Consider the following 17934-nt stretch of genomic DNA (forward strand, 5'->3'; position numbering starts at 1 on the left):
GTTCACCCGAAAATCCGTAAAACGGACAGAAACGGCTTTATATCCGCACACCGTGTTATTTGTGATGTTCTACTCGCTCTATGAGCAGCTACGACCCCTCTGGTAACGAGCCGGGGGAGGGCGACAAGCCGTCCTTCGACAAGCAGCCCCCGTCGTCGGGCAGCCCGTACGACGCCCCGCCCGGCTACGGAGGCCAGTACGGTGCTCCGCCCGGACCGGACTCGCCCTACGGCGCCCCGCCGCCGCCCGGCGACCCCGGCGGACCGTACGGGCCGTCCTACGGATCGCCGTACGGCACGCACGGACCGGGGCCGGTCCCCGGGATGCCCCCGCTCGGCGGCTGGGGCGCCCGGATCGTCGCCCGACTGGTCGACTGGATCATGGTGCAGGCGATCGCCGTCGTGGTGCTGCTCCCGTTCGCGAACTTCGACAAGCAGGACGGCTGGGTCGGTTCGGCCTGGCTCGGCTATGCGCTCTACCTGGTCTACGAGGGCCTGATGCTCAGCCGCGACGGCCAGACCCTCGGCAAGAAGCTGATGAAGATCCGGGTCGCGATGCTCGCCGACGGCTCCGCTCCCACCCCGAGCGCCGCCTGGACCCGCGCCGCGGTCTTCGTCGCCCCCGCCCTGGTCTGCTGCGGCGGCCTCTGGTGGCCCGTCGACGGCCTGTTCGGCGTCTTCGACAAGCCCTACCGCCAGTGCATCCACGACAAGGGGGCCAAGACCGTGGTGGTCTCCACCGCCTGACGCCGCCCCACCTGCTCGCCCGCTCGCCCGCTCGCCCGGACGGCCCGCTTGGGCCCCGGGCCCGCGGCAGCGGTCGACCTGCCGCGGGCCCGGGAGTCGGTCCGTCGCCCCCCCGGGGCGTTACCGGGACTGCTGCGCGTACTCGGGCCGGCGGGCGGGCTCCGCCGCCGGGCCCGCGGCCGCGGCCGGGGCCCGGTGCTGGTCGAAGGCGTGCGGTGCGGGCGCGGGGCGGCGGTGGGCCGCGACGGAGGCCAGCAGCACGGTGGAGAGCGTCCCGAGCGCGACGGCGAACACCACCAGCACCGCGATCCGCCACACCCCCGTCTCCCCCGACACCGCCAGCAGCGCCACCGCGGCGACCGCCGCGATCAGCGCACCGGCAGCCAACTGCCCGGCACCGGGCCGGCTCCCGGACGACCAGGCGGAACGGGACGCGGCGACCCGGGAGGCGGCGGCACTGGACACGGCGGCAAGGCGCGGCATGGCGGTCGACCCTTCGCGCGGGCGGGCTGGCGGTCGTACGGACGGGCGCGGTGCACCGGTCACGGCGGTCGCCCCCCGCAACGGCCCGAGTCCGGTAAGTACAGCCTAACCCAGGGGAGTTGATCTACTCCGGGGCACAGGGGGCGCACGGGCTCACACGGCGGCAGTGCGGGATCGCGCCCCCCGCCCCCCGCACGACCGATAGCGTGCGGACGGACAGCACCGGCCGACCGCCCCCGCCGTCCCCGCCCGTCCCCGATCCCGCCGGGAGCCGCCGTGACCGTCCCCGCCGACTGGCCCGCCACCGCCGAGGCCGCCCGCGCCGAACAGGAGCGCCTGCGCCCGCTGGTCGTCCCCGAAGGCCCCGAACCCCCGCGCCGCCCCGGCACGTTGATCGCCGGCGTGGACGTCGCCTACGACGACGAACGCGACGTCGTCGCCGCCGCGGCCGTCCTCCTCGACTACACCACCCTCGACGTCGTCGAACAGGCCACCGCCGTCGGCCGGGTCGCCTTCCCCTACCTCCCCGGCCTCCTCGCCTTCCGCGAACTCCCCGCCGTCCTCGACGCCCTCTCCCGCCTCACCCGCACCCCCGACCTCGTCGTCTGCGACGGCTACGGCCTCGCCCACCCCCGCCGCTTCGGCCTCGCCAGCCACCTCGGCGTCCACACCGGCCTTCCCACCCTCGGCATCGCCAAGAACCCCTTCACCTTCACCCACGAGCCCCCCGGCGACCACCGCGGCGACTGGACCCCCCTCCTCGACGGCCCCGAAACCGTCGGCCGCGCCCTCCGCACCCGCCAGGGCGTCAAACCCGTCTACCTCTCCACCGGCCACCGCATCGGCCTCCCCGAAGCCACCGCCGTCACCCTCGCCCTCACCCCCTCCTACCGCCTCCCCGAAACCACCCGCCGCGCCGACACCCTCTGCCGCCAGGCCCTGGCCGCCACCTGACCCCACCCCGACCCCCGGGGCCCGTTCTGACAGCCCGTCCCATGTGTTAGACATATGGGTTGGAGCCAACTTTCCAACGGGCCCCAGGCGGTCGAGCGGGCGGTCGAGCGGGCAAGCAGGTACGGGGGAGGTACGAAAACATGAGCACGAGTGGCAAGGGCTACCAGGTAGAGGTCGACAGCCTGCGCGCGTTCGCGGCGCAGGTGCGCAACCTGCTCAAGGAGTTCGAGGAGGGCGCGGGCAGCCAGAAGGTCTACGGCTCGACCGGGCTCGGAGGCAACGCCTTCGGGACATTTCCCGAGGCGCAGGAACTGCACGCCAAGTACAGCGAGATGCGCGTTGGACTGGCCAAGGTCATGGATCAGATCCAGACGGCCATCGACTACGCGCAGCAGAACGCGGAACACACTGCGACGAATTACGAGGAGCAGGAGAAGGCCACCCGGCAGCACATGACCCTGGCGAGTGACGGTTGGTCCGCGACCTGGGACCAGGCCTCCCTCGATCGGGCAGACGTGGCTTCCGGGCGTACTCCTGCCGCAACTCCGACCAAGGTGACGGACGCGACGAGGCCGCAATGGTGACGGGTAACGGGACTGAACGGCCGGACAACGGTCGACGGGTTGTTCGCTGTGGGAGGCAGTCGTGAGCCAGTACACCGATTTCGGCAAGTACAGCCACGGGGACATGCGGTCCATGGTCGAGTCTTTGGACTCGGGCGCGGTGATGGCTGCTGCAGACCCCTGGCGCCGGGCCACCGAGACGTTGAAGCAGATCCGGACCGCACTCAACACGGCGGCCGCCGACACGTCGGACGCGTGGCAGGGCAGTACCAGTGACGCGTTCTACTCGCACATGACCCAACTCGCGAACAGCGTCAACAACCTCGCCGCCTACTCGAACGACGCCGCCGGCGCGTTGCAGATGATGTCCGAGGCCATCGACAAGGCCAAGCGGGACATGCCGGAAGAGCCCGGCTTCTGGGACAAGGCGGGTGATACGGTCGGAGACTTTGCCCAGGAGTCCGTCGGCATCAGCAACGAGGACACCCGGACATCCATCACGGACACCCGCAAGAAGGAAGCGGTCGCCGTGATGCAGACGCTGGCAGCCACTTATCGAGTCACCACCCAGTACTTGAAGCCGCCGCTCGGCCGTATCGAAGATACGAGGCAGTTGACTCCGCCTGACAACGGCGGCACGGCTGCGTTGGGGGCCCTGATCGCCGGTATCGGCTCCGGGCTGGTGCAGGGCAGCGTCGCTGTGGGGACGGCCGGAACGGTGACCCCTAGGCAGCGTTCGGTGAGCAGTTCGACGCCGAAGGCGCCGAAGCCCCAGCAGGCCGTGATCCGGCCGACCGACGCCGGTATCTCCGGTGGGACGGCCAACGCGCTTCCACAGCCCAAGAGTCCGGGTACCGGCATCGACGGCGTCCAGGGCGGCACCCTGGTGCGCGGTGGCGGCGGGACGATCGGCGGCACCGGCGGAGCCGGCGGGGTGCACGGTCCGACCGGGACCGGCGGGCTCGGCACGGTCGGTGGTGTCGGTGCCGGTTCGATCGGCCACGGCGGGACGGGCATGGCCGGTGGCACCGGGATCGGTGGCAGCCGTGCGGGCTTCAGCGGCAACAGCGTGTCGAAGGCCGGGACGTTCGGCTCCGGCGGCATGGGCGGCGCGAACGATGGCCTGGGCCGTGGCTCGGGTGCCGGTGGCGCGGGTGGTGCCGGTGCCACCGGTGGTGCGGGCGGTGCCGGTGGACGTGCCGGCCGCGGCCTGACCGGGAAGACCGGTGGCGTGATCGGCGAGTCCACCCAGTCCGCCGGTGGCGGGCGGGCGTTCAGCGAGGGCGGGTCCGGCATCGGCCGCAGTCGCGCCGGCCAGGCGGCGGGCGCAGGCCAGGCCGGCGGTTCCGGCCAGGCGGGCGGCGCGCAGGGTGGCGGCATGGGCGGCCACGGCCAGGCGGGCAAGAAGAACAAGAAGCAGGGCAAGGACCGCCCCGACTACCTCGTCGAGGACGAGGAAACCTGGGCGTCCGGGAACCACGTCAACCCGAACGTGGTGGAATGACGTTCGGCCAGTAGAACAGTCGAACAAGACCGGCCGTTCCGCAGATCCGATGGTCTGCGGGACGGCCGCTTCAACGAGTGGGGTGACGAGGCTTGACGACCAGCCGATCCGTGCGCGGTCTGGCCGCGCTCGCTGCGGGGGCTCTGCTGTGGGGCCTCAGTGCCGGGCCCGCCGCCGCGGACAGCGACCGTGAGGCGCAGTGGGTGCTGAAGAACTACGGCATGGCCGAGCGGGTTTGGCCGACCAGCCAGGGCGAAGGCGTGATCGTCGCCGTCATTGACACCGGAGTCGATGCCAACCACCCCGACCTGGTGGGCCAGGTCCTTCCCGGCCTCGACCTCACCAACGCCGGTACGGACGGGCGAGTGGACAGCAAGGGGCACGGGACGGCCATGGCGAGCGATATCGCTGCCCATGGTCACGGCAGCAACGCCGGTGTGATGGGACTGGCACCCAAGGCCAAGATTCTTCCGGTGAGGATCGACCTCGGGGGCGAAGGCGAGGTCGTGGCAGGCAACGACATGGCAGTCGGCAAGGCCATCCGCTTTGCGGTCGATCACGGCGCCAAGGTGATCAACATGTCCTTTGACGGCGGAAGTTCCTTGGACCCGGGATATCGGGAAAGCATCGAGTATGCGATCCAGAAGGACGTAGTACTCGTCGCCGGCAGTGGTAACAGTGCTAACTTCCCTACGGGATACCCGGCGAACTTCCCCGGAGTGGTTGTGGTGTCGGGCATCACCGAGTCCGGTGACATGTGGCCGAAGTCGACCGTCGGGCCGGTGGTCACCCTGGCGGCGCCCGCCGAGAACATCCACAACGCGGACCTGAACAACAGGTACGGCACCGGAAACGGCACCTCGGATTCCGCCGCGTTCGTCTCTGGCATCGCCGCCCTCGTCCGCTCGAAGTACCCGAACCTGTCGGCCGGTCAGGTCATCAACCGGATGACCAAGAGCGCGGTCCAGCCGGACGGCAAGGGCCCGTTCCCGAACGACAAGTATGGCTACGGCATCGTCTCCCCGGCCGGTTCGCTGGCGGCCAACCCGGCGGTGGACAACGGGCCGAAGGAGAACCCGCTGCTCAACCGGCCGGAACCGGGCAAGGCGCCGACCGGCGGGGCCGCCGATCCGGCGAAGACGCCGGCTGCCGGTGGGGCCGACTCGCCGCAGGCGAGCAGTGACTCCGGGAGCAGCAGCGGCATGCTGATGGCGGTCGGCGGAGGCGTCCTCGGTGTGCTCGTCATCGTGCTGATCGTCGTGCTGGCGCGCCGCTCGAAGAAGGGCGGCAACGGCGGCGGGCCCGGTGGATCCGGCGGCCCCGGGGCTCCGGGCGGGCCGGGGTACGGTCAGCAGCCCCCGCCCGGGTACGGCCAGCAGCAGCCGCCCGTGGGCTACCCGCAGCAGCAGTACCCGCCGCAGCAGCCGCCGGCCGGGGGGAACCCGTATCAGCGCTAATTAGGCAGGTGGCTGACGGCCCCTCACGGGTGGAGTGCCCGTGGGGGGCCGTTCGCGTGCCGGGAGGGGTGGGACACGCCCACGGACGGGGGTAGGTGCTGGTGGGGGGTGGGGTGGGTGGGGTAGGAGATGGCGGAGTCGGTCGTCGTCGAATGTGTGCGGAGGGCGGTTCTCGTGGTGCGGTGGAAGCGTGCGGTGCTGGGGTTGGTCGTCGTGGTGGCGGCGGTCGGGGGGTCGGCGGGGGCGGCCTCGGCGGAGGGGGTGACGAACGCGGAGCAGGCGGCCGCGTGCTCGAAGGTGTTGGGGGCGCTGCTGCCGGGGCTGGTGCCGACGTCGGTGGTGTGCAAGGTGAACGCGGCGGGGCACACGGGCTGATCCGCCCCGTAGGGTCGGTGGTGTGACGGAGGGTCAGGAGTGCTACGCGTGTGCGCGGGAGGCCGGGTTCGCGGGGCTGCCGCCCCGTGAGCGGATCGCGGCGGACGCGCACTGGCGCGTCGTGCACGCGGTGGACTGCGCGCTGCCGGGGTGGCTGGTGCTGCTGCCCCGGCGGCACCTGGAGTCGCTGGCGGAGCTGACGGACGCCGAGGCGGCGTCGCTGGGCGTCTGGCAGGTCCGGCTGGCGCGGGCGCTGGAGGCGGTGACGGGGTGCGCGAAGGCGTACGTCGCGCAGTTCGGCGAGGCGGCGGGGTTCGCGCACGTGCACTTCCACGTGGTGCCGCGGGACGCCGGGCTGCCGGTGGAGCTGCGCGGTCCGCGGGTGTTCGGCCTGCTGAAGGCGGGGGCGGCGGACGCCGTGCCCGCGGACCGGATGGACGAGCTGGCCGTCCGGATCGCCGCCGCGCTGGGCGCCCCGGACGGGCCGGGGCGCCCCTGAGGGGTCAACTCGCGGTCGTCCAGGGCGCCTTGCCCATCAGGGCCTTGACGTTGGCGACGTACGACGGGTTCGGGATGACCGAGACGCCGACGGCGGCGCCGGTCGCCGGGTCGGTGGTGACGTTGTAGTGGACGTTGCCCGCGCCCGCGTTGTACGCGGCGATGACCAGGTCGAGCAGCGGGGTCTTGCCGCTGACCGGGTCGGGGGAGAGGTCGTACTTGCCGTCGAAGCAGGAGTCGCCGTAGTAGGCGACCAGCCAGTCCAGGTACTGGGTGCCGATCGTGACGTTCCCGGTGAGGGTGTTGACGTCCGAGGTGGTGCCGTACTTGTTGTTCATGGTGCTGGCGGTGCCCGGCATGATCTGCATGGTGCCGATGCCGCCGTCGCAGGCCTTGATGGCCGACTGCCAGCCGCTCTCCTGCCAGGCGATGGCCTTGACCAGGGCGAGCGGCAGCGGTGGCAGGGTGTCGCTGGTGCGGCCGCCGGACGGGGAGCTGAGGGTGAAGGTGCGGGTGGTCCCGGCGGCGGCGGTGAGCGCGGCGGAGACGTCGGCCTTCGGGAGGTTGGTGCCGGTGTAGGACGGCTGGCAGCCGCTCTGCAGCGGCGGGGTGTGCGGCGGGACGGCCGGCGGCGGGGGCGCGACGGGGCCGGCCTTGGCGACCGGGGCGGGGGCGGCCGTCGGCGGGCGGGTCGCGGTCCGGGCCGGGGTGGCGCTGTGCGAGGGCTTCGCGGACGCGCTCGCCGAGGCGCTCGGGGAGGCGCTCGCGGAGGGCGCCGCACTGGGCGTCGCGCTGCCGCTCGGGTCGGCGGACGGCAGGGACGAGGAGGTCGGCGCGGCCGCCGCGGCGGCACCGTCGCCGGACGGCTTCGACTTCCCGGCGCAACCGGCCACCGGGGCCAGGACGGCGGCGGCCGCGAGCAGGCACAGCGCGGCGCGCACCGGAGTGCGGATGGTCATGATCCCCCCGTGGGTCTACGGGCGCCCGGTCCGCCTGGGGACGGCCCGGCCGCGAGTACGGAGCATGCTACGCCCAGGAACGACCCGGCCCGCGCGGGCCCCCGCCCGGACCCGCCGGGGCCCGGCTGGCGGGATCTCGATGCCCGATGACGGTCCTGCCCCTGGCCGGGCGGCGGCGGCCCGGGCCATCCTGAACCCATGATCACTCCTGACACCAAGGACTGGACCTGGGTCCTCGAACGTCCCTGCGCCGAGTGCGGCCTGGACACGCCCGCCGTCGCGTTCGCCGAGGTCCCGGGCCTGGTCCGGGCCAACGCGGCGGCCTGGACGGAACTGCTGGCGGGCGACCGCGCGGCGCTGGCCGAGCGGCCGGCCCCGGAGGTGTGGTCCGGCCTCGAGTACGCCTGCCACGTCCGGGACGTGTTCCGGCTGGGCGAGGTGCGGCTGAAGCTGATGCTGACCGAGGACGCCCCGCTGTTCGCCAACTGGGACCAGGACGAGACCGCCGTCGCGGAGCGCTACGGCGAGCAGGACCCGGCCGCGGTGGCGGTCGAACTCGCCGCCGCGGCCGAGCGGTTCGCGGACTCCCTGGCGGGCGTGACGCCCGCCGAGCAGGGGCGCACCGGCACCCGCAGCGACGGCGCCCGGTTCACCGTGGAGTCCTTCGCCCAGTACCTGCTGCACGACCCGGTGCACCACCGCTTCGACGCCACGGGGCATCAGCACCAGCAGAACTGACGGAACGTCAGAGGTCGGCCGGGAGCCAGGCGGGCAGGCCGTGCGGGGCGGCCTCGGCGAGCACCCGCTCCGGCTCCGCGCCCAGCCGGGCGGTGAGCAGGAAGCGGTGCCCGGCGCCGACCCGGCGCGGCTCCAGGGCCAGGTGGACGAACGGCGCGGCCGGGCCGGAGGCGGCCGCCAGGCGCGCCAACTCGTTCTCCACGGACCGCCATTCGGCGGCGGGCACGTACTGCCGCATGATCGAGTGCCAGACCACGGTGAGGGTGCCGTCGGCGGTGGCGGCCCCGCGCAGGAACTCGGCCGCGCCGACCGCCTCGACCGGGGCGGGGATGCCGGCGGCCAGCTCCAGCGCGCCGTTCAGCCGCTCCACCCGGGGGAGCTGGTCGGCCCACACGTAGGCGCGCAGCGCGAGCGCGCCCCGGGCGGAGCGCGGGTCGATCGGGGTGGGGTCGCAGCCGTGCCGCTCCACCACCCGCTGCGCGGGCGCCCCGGGCAGCCACTCGGGCGGCCCGTCCCGCCAGGCGTCGGCGAGCACCACGGGGGAGTCCGCCGGGCCGTACGAGAAGCCGGGGGAGGTGCAGCGGAACCGGTCCGCGAGCAGGTTGAGCCCGGCGCTGGAGCCGAGTTCGTACAGCCGGACGGGGAGCGCGGCGGACTCCGCGCCGGGGGCGGCCAACTGCCGCTGGGCCCAGGCGAGGCCGGTGAGCAGCAGGTTGGCCCGGCCGACCTCGTTGGTCTGCGGCGGCCGGGTCAGCCACTCGCGGACGAACGGCAGGTGGGCCGCCACCGCGTCCCGGAAGGCCGGCCAGGGCGCGTCCGGGTCGGCGGGGTCGAACCGCCCGCCGACGCTGGGGTAGTGCGCGGCGAGCTCCGGGGCCCGGCCGGACAGCACCAGGGCGTGGACGGCGCCGAGCAGCCGCAGCGCGACGGCGTCCGGGCCGGGGGCGTCCTCGTGGCCGGCGATCGCCGCGGCGCACGGCCCGCCGTCGGCGAGGTCCGCGACGGCCCGGCGCAGCAGCGCGGCGGACAGCGGCGAGCCGAGTTCGGCGCAGGCCTCCGCCTGGTGGTGGAACATGGCCACGGCGTGGTCCAGCGGCATCCGGGATCTCCGTCCTCGATGATCGACTGGACGTCATCCTTCGCCGCCCCGGCCGGGGTCGGTAGTCCGTCCCGCGGTGATCTCGCTCACGGGCCGGACCGCGGGCGACCGGCCCGGGCCAAGGGTGCTGCGGATGCGACCGGCCGCCCGGGCGGCCGGGGCGCCCCAGGGGCGGCCGACGCGACCCGGGGGCGTGCGGGGCCGACCGCGCGCCGGCCCGGACGGGGCGGCCGGACGCTCGGCAGTCGGACGCCCGGCGGTCGGGCGCTCAGCAGTCGGTGGTGCGCCGCCGGTGGGTCTGCCGCAGCTGGCTGGTGATGTTGGCGGTGTCGCCGCCGACCACGTCGGCGATCTCGGGGGTGGCGAGGCCGACCACGTAGTGCAGGATCGCCAGGTCCTCCTCGGCGTCCACCTCGGGGTGCAGGCTGTCGGCCCCGGCCGCCGCGTGCTGCTCGGTGACGGTGTCGCGGAGGATCTGCCAGGCGGCGGCGGCCGGGTTGGGGCTCTCCAGGACGGTCGGCCAGACCCGCGCCAGCGCGTGCAGGGCGAGCCGGACCACCCGGTGGGCGGCGCCGGGCTCCTGGAACCAGACCCGGGCGTAGCTCCGGTAGCGGGGCTCGTGCAGCTCGCAGAAGGCAGCGAACTCGACGGACACGTAAGGGAGTTCGGCGGACAGATCGGTGAAGGCCGAGCCTGCGGCCGGGACATGACGGTCAGTCACCTCAGCTGCCTCTCGATCTGGGGCCGGACGGGGAGCATCAGCGCTCACTGTAGGCCCTCGGGCGGGTGCTGTGGGTGACAAGTCTGCTGAGATGCCCGGCGGGCGGCCCGATTCGGGGCGTTGTGTGACGCCACGTCAGCAAACCGCGCCCGGCGGGCCGGGCCGCCGGCACATCGCGCCTGGTCGGAGGCGGTGCGTCGGCGGCGGCCGCAAGGCGGTCGGTGCGCCACCCTGAGCCCTGCGGGTGAACGGGGACTCGGCGACGGGACTCACCTTCACGGGCGAATGCCGGGCCACGGGCATGACCACCATCACACACCGGGCCTGCCGCACCGGCACGGCCACGAGCCCCACGGCCACCACCACCCGCACGGCGGCACCCCCGTCCCGGAACGGGCACCGCGCACAGCTGTCACCACGCGCCCCACGAGTCCCGCCGACGGCCCGGACGCGGGCCCCGCGGCGGCGTCCGGCGCCGTGATCTGACGCAACGTCAGAAAGCCCGCCAGGGAGGCGCCTGGGCCTCCTGGCGGGCACCGGAAAGCCGTCAGTGGGGTGGTGCGGGGGAGCGGGGCGTCAGCGGTCCTCGGGCCCGCCGGCGGGCCAGCGGTCCGCGAGCCGCCCGACCCGGGCGGCGGCCTCGGCGGCGGCCCGCGCCACGGCCTCGGCGGCCGCCCGCGCGGCGGCGCCCTCGGCGGCGCGGGCCGCGGCCGCCACGCTGTCGGGTTCGCGCCGGACCTGCTCGGGGATGTTCGCGGCGGCCCGCACCCGGCCGGTCTCCTCGACGGCCTCGCGGGCGGCCAGGTAGGCCTGCACGGCGGCGATCCCGTAGACGGGCTGGATCAGCTGGTGGCCCTTGAAGAACGGGCGGGCGGGGGCGAAGCCGGCGGCGGCCACCAGTTCGCGGATCTCGGTTATCTCTTCCTCGCTGCGCGCCGTGAAACGGACTTCCCAGCCCTTCTTGTACGCACGTCCGTCCTCCCCGCCGCGTCGGGCGGGGTCCGGTTGGCGAACGTATCCGGGCAGGCGGCCGAGGCGCAGTCTGGCAGCACGCTGGGTGGATGACTCGTCGCGGGACATGAGCCCGATGGTAGGCAATTCGCGGTGCCCCCCGACGCCAGCGACGGTCGCGCTGGGTGTGGGGTCGGTCACTCCGGGTGTGATCGCGCAGTTCAGCGGCCGGGCATCAGGAGGGTCGCAATGCTGTGTCGATCCGATGAAAATCGGATAGTAGAAAACAAGTCCGATCTATTACGGCAAGGGAGTGAACACCCGATACGCCGAATGAGTGAGGGTATGGGGACTTTAGTGCGGAGCAGTCCCGGTTTGACGACGGTTGGGTAACAGGTCGTCAGGTCGCGCGTCGACTGTCGGTCCCGCGGGGGAGTGTGATGGCCATGAGCTACCAGATTCCGCAGCAGCCCGCCTCCCTCGAAGAACTCGCCCGGCTCCAGCAGAACGTGGTGACGGCCAGTCAGCTCCGCGCCCGGGGCGTGCCGGCCCGTCAGGTGAGCGAGCACTGCCGCAGCGGCGGGCCCTGGCAGCGGCTGCTGCCCCGGGTCTACCTGCTGCAGGACGGCGCGCCGACCCCGGAGCAGCGGATGTGGGCGGCCCTGCTGTACGCGGCGCAGAACGGGCGGGCGGAGGGCGGCCGGGAGGGCGCGGTGATCACCGGCGCGGCGGCGCTGGCGCTGTACGGCTTCGTGTCGATGCCGCGGCTGCCCGCGGTGCGCGGGGTGGAGGTGCTGGTGCCCCGCCAGCGCCGGCTGCGGGACGCCGGGCAGGTCCGGATCCGGCGCACCGAACGGCAGTTGGAGGCCCGCTCGGTGCACGGCCTGGCGGTCGCCCCGGTGGCCCGGGCGGTGGCGGACGCGATCCGCGAGTGGACCGAGCAGGGCGCCTTCGAGAGCGGGCAGGTCGGCCCGGGGCTGCTGCGGGCGGTGCTGCGCGAGGCGGTGACGGAGCGGGCGGGCCGCTGCCCGGTGCCCGACCTGCTGGTGGAGCTGGCCGCCGCGGAGCTGCTGGCGGAGCCCCGGGTGCGCGCGGCGCTGGACGAACTGCTGGCCGGGCAGCGGGATTCGGCGCTGGCCCGGGTGGTGGAGCTGGTGGTGGAGCTGGGCCTGCCGCTGCCGCTGACCGGCCCGGAGCTGCGGATGCGCGGCGGCACCTACATCGCGGTGCCGGACCTGTACTGGCCGGAGGCCGCGGTCGCGGTGGAGGTGGACTCCGAACTGCGCTGCGTCAGCGAGGGCGAGGCGGCCTGGGTGCGCGGCGGCCAGCACCGGATGGAGTACCTGGGGGTGCGGGTGCTGCACCTCGGCTCGTCCCGGCTCGCCGCCGAACGGGAGGCGGTCGGCGACGAGTTGGCGCAGGCGTACGAGACCGGCGGCGAGGACGTGGTGGAGCTGGTGGTCACCGGCCGCCGAGCGGAGGGGAGTTGACGGTGCGTCAGCTCCGGACGACCGGCGTGCCGGTGAGTTCGACGCCGGCCGCGCGGAGGTCCGCCAGGGCGGTGGCGGTGGTGGCGGGGGCCACGCCGGCGGTCAGGTCGAGCAGGACGCGGGTGACGAAGCCCTCGCGCGCGGCGTCCAGGGCGGTGGCCCGGACGCAGTGGTCGGTGGCGATGCCGACCACGTCGACCTCGGTGACCTCGCGCTCGCGCAGCCAGGCGGCCAGCGTGCCGCCGTGCTCGTCGAAGCCCTCGAAGCCGCTGTAGGCGGCGGCGTGCGCGCCCTTGGAGAACACCGCCCCGACGGCGCCGGAGGTCACCGAGGGGGCGAAGTTGGGGTGGAAGCCCACGCCCTCGGTGCCGGCCACGCAGTGCGCGGGCCAGGAGTGCACGTAGTCCGGCTCGGCGGCGAAGTGCGGGCCCGGGTCGATGTGGTGGTCGCGGGTGGCGACGATGTGGGCGTAGCCGGGGGCGGCGTCGGCGATCAGGTCGGTGATCGCGGCCGCGACCTCGGCCCCGCCGGCGACGGGAAGGCTGCCGCCCTCGCAGAAGTCGTTCTGCACGTCGACGACGATCAGGGCCCGGTGCATGGCTGGCTTCTCTCTCAAGGTCTGGGGCGTCGGGGGGTCCGGGGCGGGCCCGGACGGGTACGGCGCTTGGCACTCTAGGCAGTGCCGGGCGGCGGCGGAAGGGCCGCCGCGCGCGGGGCTCAGCCCGCGTGCCGCTCGGTGCCGATGACCGGCTCGCCGCGGGAGAGCTGGGTGGCCGACAGCGGGAGCGCGGCGCGGGCCCGCAGGTGCCGGTCGCGGGCGGCGGCCAGCGGTTCGCGGCCGACCACCTCGCCGCCGGTGATCAGCGGGACGTGCAGCAGGTGCGGCTCCAGCTCGGCGGGCACCGGCCCGGTGCCGACCACCTCGGCCTCGGCGACGCCGTCCCGGTCGGGGCGGCGGGCGGCCCACTTGCGGCCGCCGACGCTGCTCTTGCCGCCGGCCGAGCGCTTGGCGACCGGGATCAGCTCGCCGCCGGGGACGGACTCGCGGGCGACCAGCTTGTAGACCATCGCGCAGGTCGGGTGGCCGCTGCCGGTGACCAGGCTGGTGCCGACGCCGTAGCCGTCGACGGGGGCGGCGGCCAGCGCGGCGATGGCGTACTCGTCGAGGTCCGAGGTGACGATGATCCGGGTGCCGGTGGCGCCGAGCTCGTCGAGCTGGCGGCGGACCCGGTGGGCCAGCAGGGTCAGGTCGCCGGAGTCGATCCGGACGGCGCCGAGCTCGGGCCCGGCCACCTCGACGGCGGTGCGGACGGCCTCGTTCAGGTCGTAGGTGTCGACCAGCAGGGTGGTGCCGCGGCCCATCGAGTCGATCTGCGCGGTGAAGGCGTCCTTCTCGCTGTCGTGCAGCAGGGTGAAGGCGTGCGCGGCGGTGCCGGTGGTGGGGATGCCGTGGGTGAAGCCGGCCTCCAGGTCCGAGGTGGCGGAGAAGCCCGCCAGGTAGGCGGCCCGGGCGGCGGCGACGGCGGCCTGCTCGTGGGCGCGCCGGGCGCCCATCTCGATCACCGGGCGGTCGCCCGCGGCGGCGGTCATCCGGGACGCGGCGGCGGCGATCGCCGAGTCGTGGTTGAGGATCGACAGGATCACCGTCTCCAGGATCACCGCCTCGGCGAAGCTGCCCTCGACGGTCAGCAGCGGCGAGCCGGGGAAGTACACCTCGCCCTCGGGGTAGCCGTGCACGTCGCCGGTGAAGCGGTAGTCGGCGAGGAAGCGCAGGGTCTCCTCGTCGACCACGTTCTGGTCGGCCAGCCAGTCGAGCTGCGGGGTGGTGAAGCGGAAGTTCTCGACGGCGTCCAGCACCCGGCCGGTGCCGGCCAGCACGCCGTAGCGGCGGCCGTCGGGCAGGCGGCGGGTGAACACCTCGAACACGGAGCGGCGGTGGGCGGCACCGCTGCGCAGCGCGGCCTGCAGCATGGTGAGCTCGTAGCGGTCGGTGAGCAGCGCGGAGCTGCGGTGCGCGGTGATGGCGTCCATGAGGATGATGCTACTACCACTTAGCGTCAGTTTGACGATTTCTCGTGCCGGACGTTCCCCGAGTGTCGCGCCGCGCCGCCCCGGGGGCCGTTCCGGCGACCCTGATTCGCCCCGGCGTCCCCCGGATGGAAGCATGGGAGCCGGGGAGTGTGCCGAGGTCGACGAGGAGAGACGGACTGTGAGTGTCGCGCCGGTGGAGATCGAGCGCCCGGAGGTGGAGGGGCTCCCGGTCGTGGAGCCGGACACCCCCTGGGTCACCATCGTCCACAACGACCCGGTCAACCTGATGAGCTACGTGCAGCACGTGTTCCAGAGCTACTTCGGCTACCCGAAGGACAAGGCGCGCAAGCTGATGATGGACGTGCACAGCAAGGGGCGGGCGGTGGTCTCCAGCGGCACCCGCGAGGAGATGGAGCGCGACGTGCAGGCGATGCACGGCTACGGCCTGTGGGCCACCCTGCAGCACGACTGACGGCCCGTCACCCACCCACGACGAGGGACTGATCCGAAACACATGGCCGGTTTGTTCGAGAGTGTCGGAAGCGGCGGCGCGGCGATCGCGCTGGACGAGTTCGAGGCGTCCATCCTGCGGTCGCTGGAAGTGCAGATGCTGGAGCTGATCGGCCCGCCGCCGGGCGGCCCGGTCGAGGACCCGCTGGCCGCGCTGTTCGCCGAGGGCCCGAGCGAGGCCCCCGAGGACCCGGCGCTGCTGCGCCTGTTCCCGGACGGGTACGGCGGCCCGGGCGCGCCCGAGGACCCGCGCACCGTCGAGCGGGCCGCCGAGTTCCGCCGCTACACCGAACTGGACCTGCGGGCCCGCAAGCGGGACGACGCGCTCGCCGTGGTCCGGGCGCTGGACGGGCTGGGCGGGGCCGGCGGGGTGCTCGAGGTCGGCGCGAAGGAGTTCCCGCACTGGCTGGGCGCGCTGAACGACCTGCGGCTGACCCTCGGCACCCGGCTGGAGGTCACCGACGAGGAGCAGGACCTCTACGAACTGCCGGAGAGCGACCCGCGCAAGCCGCTGGTGATCGCCTACCTCTGGCTGGGCGCGATGCAGGAGAGCCTGCTGGAGGCGGTCGCGGACTGACCGTCCACCGGCGGCCGCCTTTCGTTCATATTGTCCGATTCCTCTGGAGACGCTCAGATCTGAGGCTTTCCGGCGCTTTCGCATGGTTCACTGCTGCCTCCCCGGGAAGACGGGGCCCGTCGGCCGCCCGGCCGGCGCGGACCTGGAGGCGAGGCGGAGCGGATGACGCAGGCGACGGGCGGCAGCACGGGCGACACCATCGACCCGGTGCCCGACGAGGAGGGCTACGAGCGCGGCCTCGGCAGCCGGCAGATCCAGATGATCGCGATCGGCGGCGCGATCGGCACCGGCCTGTTCCTCGGCGCCGGCACCGCGATCTCCAAGGCCGGGCCCAGCCTGCTGCTCAGCTACGCGGTGGCCGGCGTGGTGATCTTCGTGATCATGCGGGCGCTCGGCGAACTGCTCACCTACCGCCCGGTCGCCGGCAGCTTCGCCGAGTACGCCCGGGAGTTCCTCGGCCCGTTCGCCGGCTTCGTCACCGGCTGGACGTACTGGCTGTTCTGGGTGGTCACCGGCATGGCCGAGACCACCGCCGCCGCGGTCTACGTCCGGTTCTGGGCCCCCGACGTCCCGCAGTGGATCACCGCGCTGGTCTTCCTGCTGCTGCTCTACGCGGCCAACCTGATCTCGGTGAAACTGTTCGGCGAGATCGAGTTCTGGTTCTCGATGGTCAAGGTCACCGCGATCCTCGGCATGATCCTGATCGGCGTCGGCGTGCTCACCCTCGGCTTCTCGGACGCCGGCGACACCGCCTCGATCACCCACCTGTGGCAGGACGGCGGCTTCTTCCCGAACGGCGTCGGCTCGACCGTGATGACCCTGCAGATCGTCATGTTCGCCTACCTGGGCGTGGAACTGGTCGGCGTCACCGCGGGCGAGAGCGAGAATCCGGAGAAGACCCTGCCGCGGGCCATCAACACCCTGCCGCTGCGGATCGCGCTGTTCTACATCGGCGCCCTGCTGATCATCCTGTCGCTGGTGCCGTGGACCGAGTTCCAGCCCGGCGTCAGCCCGTTCGTCGCCGCCTTCGGGAAGATCGGCATCCCGGCGGCGGCCGGCATCATCAACTTCGTGGTGCTCACCGCCGCGCTCTCCTCCTGCAACTCCGGCATGTACTCCACCGGCCGGATGCTGCGCGACCTGGCGCTGCGCCGGCAGGCCCCCGGGCGGCTCACCCGGCTCAACTCGCACCGCACCCCCGCCGCCGCGATCACCGTCTCCTGCCTGCTGATGGGCGCCGGCGTGCTGCTCAACTACCTCGTCCCGGAACGGGCGTTCCAGTACATCACCTCGATCGCCACCGTCTGCGGGCTGTGGACCTGGGGCGTCATCCTGGCCAGCCAGATCCGCTACCGGGCCGCCTGGCGGGCCGGCCGGCTGCCCGCGCCGACCTTCCGCGCCCCCGGCGGCAACTGGAGCCGCTGGCTGTCGCTGGCCTTCCTGCTGCTGGTCGCGGTGCTGATCGCGATCGACCCGGACGCCCGGATCTCGCTGTACGTCTTCCCCGGCTGGGCGATCGTGCTGGCGGTCGGCTACGCGGTGCTCCGCCGCCGCGACCCCGCCGCCGCGCACGGCGACCCGCACGCCCACCTCCACGCGGGGGGCGGCAGTTGAGCCCTCGCTATCCTGGCCGCATGCTGACCATCACCCGAGAACTGCGCGACCGGATCGTCGCCCACGCCCGCGCCGACCACCCGGACGAGGCGTGCGGCGTGGTCGCCGGACCGGCCGGCACCGGGCGCCCCGAGCGGTTCGTCCCGATGCTCAACGCCGCCCGCTCGCCCACCTTCTACGAGTTCGACTCCGGCGACCTGCTCAAGCTCTACCGCGAGATGGACGACCGGGACGAGGAGCCGGTGGTGGTCTACCACTCGCACACCGCCACCGAGGCGTACCCGTCCCGCACCGACGTCAGCTACGCATCCGAGCCGTTCGCCCACTACGTGCTGGTCTCCACCGCCGAGGGCAACGGCGAGCAGGACCCCTACCAGTTCCGCTCGTTCCGCATCGTGGACGGCGTGATCACGGAGGAAGACGTCGAGGTGGTCGAGGGCTACCGGGACTGAGCCCCGCCCCCGGAGCCGAGGGGGGGGGCGCCCCCCCCCCCCCCCCCCCGGGCCGCCCCCCGGGGGCCCCCCCCCCCCCCCCCCCCCCCCCCCCGGCCCCCCCCCGCCCCCCCGCCCCCCCGCCCCCCCCCCGGGGCGGGGCGCGGCCCCCCCCCCCCGCGCCCCCCCCGCGCCCCCCCGGGGGGGGGGGCCCCCCCGGGGGGGCCCCCCCC

20 protein-coding genes are annotated in these 17934 nt (G+C 73.8%); 12 read left to right on the plus strand and 8 right to left on the minus strand.

Going from position 1 to position 17934, the window contains the following annotated elements:
* Window positions 1-80: 80 nt before the first annotated feature.
* Entirely contained in the window at window positions 81-746 is a 666-nt protein-coding gene (locus tag ACIQBJ_RS30780) for an RDD family protein (RefSeq protein ID WP_400717095.1), read from the plus strand.
* A 120-nt stretch (window positions 747-866) separates the two neighbouring features.
* Here the strand turns inward: ACIQBJ_RS30780 and ACIQBJ_RS30785 are convergent, their stop codons facing one another.
* Window positions 867-1211 (minus strand): hypothetical protein, encoded by a 345-nt coding sequence (locus tag ACIQBJ_RS30785; RefSeq protein WP_400717097.1) that lies wholly within the window; start codon window positions 1209-1211, stop codon window positions 867-869.
* A 294-nt stretch (window positions 1212-1505) separates the two neighbouring features.
* Between ACIQBJ_RS30785 and ACIQBJ_RS30790 the strand changes: the two genes are divergently transcribed.
* The 4 genes from ACIQBJ_RS30790 to ACIQBJ_RS30805 all read left to right on the plus strand — a co-directional run bounded on the left by ACIQBJ_RS30790 (window position 1506) and on the right by ACIQBJ_RS30805 (window position 5707).
* Entirely contained in the window at window positions 1506-2183 is a 678-nt protein-coding gene (locus tag ACIQBJ_RS30790; RefSeq protein WP_400717099.1) for an endonuclease V, read from the plus strand.
* Between the two features lie 140 nt (window positions 2184-2323).
* Complete coding sequence (locus ACIQBJ_RS30795; RefSeq protein ID WP_400717101.1) at window positions 2324-2767, plus strand: hypothetical protein; 444 nt, start codon at window positions 2324-2326, stop codon at window positions 2765-2767.
* 61 nt (window positions 2768-2828) lie between these two features.
* Window positions 2829-4250, plus strand: coding sequence for a WXG100 family type VII secretion target (locus ACIQBJ_RS30800; protein ID WP_400717103.1), 1422 nt, complete (start codon window positions 2829-2831; stop codon window positions 4248-4250).
* A gap of 92 nt (window positions 4251-4342) precedes the next feature.
* Complete coding sequence (locus ACIQBJ_RS30805) at window positions 4343-5707, plus strand: S8 family serine peptidase (protein WP_400717105.1); 1365 nt, start codon at window positions 4343-4345, stop codon at window positions 5705-5707.
* Between the two features lie 23 nt (window positions 5708-5730).
* Here the strand turns inward: ACIQBJ_RS30805 and ACIQBJ_RS30810 are convergent, their stop codons facing one another.
* Complete coding sequence (locus tag ACIQBJ_RS30810; protein WP_400717107.1) at window positions 5731-6075, minus strand: hypothetical protein; 345 nt, start codon at window positions 6073-6075, stop codon at window positions 5731-5733.
* 29 nt (window positions 6076-6104) lie between these two features.
* Between ACIQBJ_RS30810 and ACIQBJ_RS30815 the strand changes: the two genes are divergently transcribed.
* A complete protein-coding gene (locus ACIQBJ_RS30815) occupies window positions 6105-6581 on the plus strand; it encodes an HIT family protein (RefSeq protein WP_400717109.1) in 477 nt (158 codons plus the stop codon).
* Between the two features lie 4 nt (window positions 6582-6585).
* Here ACIQBJ_RS30815 and ACIQBJ_RS30820 read toward each other — a convergent pair whose 3' ends face one another.
* Window positions 6586-7539 (minus strand): lytic transglycosylase domain-containing protein, encoded by a 954-nt coding sequence (locus ACIQBJ_RS30820; RefSeq protein ID WP_400717112.1) that lies wholly within the window; start codon window positions 7537-7539, stop codon window positions 6586-6588.
* Window positions 7540-7737: 198 nt separating this feature from the next.
* On the opposite strand from ACIQBJ_RS30820, the gene ACIQBJ_RS30825 reads away from it, so the two are divergent.
* Window positions 7738-8277 (plus strand): DinB family protein, encoded by a 540-nt coding sequence (locus ACIQBJ_RS30825; RefSeq protein ID WP_400717114.1) that lies wholly within the window; start codon window positions 7738-7740, stop codon window positions 8275-8277.
* 7 nt (window positions 8278-8284) lie between these two features.
* Here the strand turns inward: ACIQBJ_RS30825 and ACIQBJ_RS30830 are convergent, their stop codons facing one another.
* From ACIQBJ_RS30830 to ACIQBJ_RS30840, 3 genes are all read right to left on the minus strand, one after another.
* On the minus strand, window positions 8285-9376 hold the full coding sequence (locus tag ACIQBJ_RS30830; protein ID WP_400717116.1) for a DUF2332 domain-containing protein: 1092 nt from the start codon (window positions 9374-9376) through the stop codon (window positions 8285-8287).
* Between the two features lie 268 nt (window positions 9377-9644).
* Window positions 9645-10097 (minus strand): hypothetical protein, encoded by a 453-nt coding sequence (locus ACIQBJ_RS30835; RefSeq protein WP_400717118.1) that lies wholly within the window; start codon window positions 10095-10097, stop codon window positions 9645-9647.
* A 576-nt stretch (window positions 10098-10673) separates the two neighbouring features.
* On the minus strand, window positions 10674-11177 hold the full coding sequence (locus ACIQBJ_RS30840; protein ID WP_400717120.1) for a hypothetical protein: 504 nt from the start codon (window positions 11175-11177) through the stop codon (window positions 10674-10676).
* 317 nt (window positions 11178-11494) lie between these two features.
* On the opposite strand from ACIQBJ_RS30840, the gene ACIQBJ_RS30845 reads away from it, so the two are divergent.
* Entirely contained in the window at window positions 11495-12538 is a 1044-nt protein-coding gene (locus ACIQBJ_RS30845; protein WP_400717122.1) for a hypothetical protein, read from the plus strand.
* A 7-nt stretch (window positions 12539-12545) separates the two neighbouring features.
* On the opposite strand, the gene ACIQBJ_RS30850 is transcribed toward ACIQBJ_RS30845, so the two are convergent.
* Complete coding sequence (locus tag ACIQBJ_RS30850) at window positions 12546-13136, minus strand: isochorismatase family protein (RefSeq protein WP_400717124.1); 591 nt, start codon at window positions 13134-13136, stop codon at window positions 12546-12548.
* Window positions 13137-13255: 119 nt separating this feature from the next.
* On the minus strand, window positions 13256-14569 hold the full coding sequence (locus ACIQBJ_RS30855; RefSeq protein WP_400717127.1) for a nicotinate phosphoribosyltransferase: 1314 nt from the start codon (window positions 14567-14569) through the stop codon (window positions 13256-13258).
* A 178-nt stretch (window positions 14570-14747) separates the two neighbouring features.
* On the opposite strand from ACIQBJ_RS30855, the gene clpS reads away from it, so the two are divergent.
* The 4 genes from clpS to ACIQBJ_RS30875 all read left to right on the plus strand — a co-directional run bounded on the left by clpS (window position 14748) and on the right by ACIQBJ_RS30875 (window position 17722).
* Entirely contained in the window at window positions 14748-15041 is a 294-nt protein-coding gene (gene clpS, locus ACIQBJ_RS30860) for an ATP-dependent Clp protease adapter ClpS (RefSeq protein WP_400717129.1), read from the plus strand.
* Between the two features lie 42 nt (window positions 15042-15083).
* Window positions 15084-15656 (plus strand): DUF2017 domain-containing protein, encoded by a 573-nt coding sequence (locus ACIQBJ_RS30865; RefSeq protein WP_400717132.1) that lies wholly within the window; start codon window positions 15084-15086, stop codon window positions 15654-15656.
* Window positions 15657-15818: 162 nt separating this feature from the next.
* Complete coding sequence (locus ACIQBJ_RS30870; protein WP_400717135.1) at window positions 15819-17270, plus strand: amino acid permease; 1452 nt, start codon at window positions 15819-15821, stop codon at window positions 17268-17270.
* Between the two features lie 20 nt (window positions 17271-17290).
* A complete protein-coding gene (locus tag ACIQBJ_RS30875; RefSeq protein ID WP_400717137.1) occupies window positions 17291-17722 on the plus strand; it encodes a Mov34/MPN/PAD-1 family protein in 432 nt (143 codons plus the stop codon).
* The last annotated feature ends 212 nt before the right edge of the window (window positions 17723-17934 follow it).

Source organism: Kitasatospora sp. NPDC088391, from assembly GCF_044753345.1.
GTDB lineage: Bacteria > Actinomycetota > Actinomycetes > Streptomycetales > Streptomycetaceae > Kitasatospora.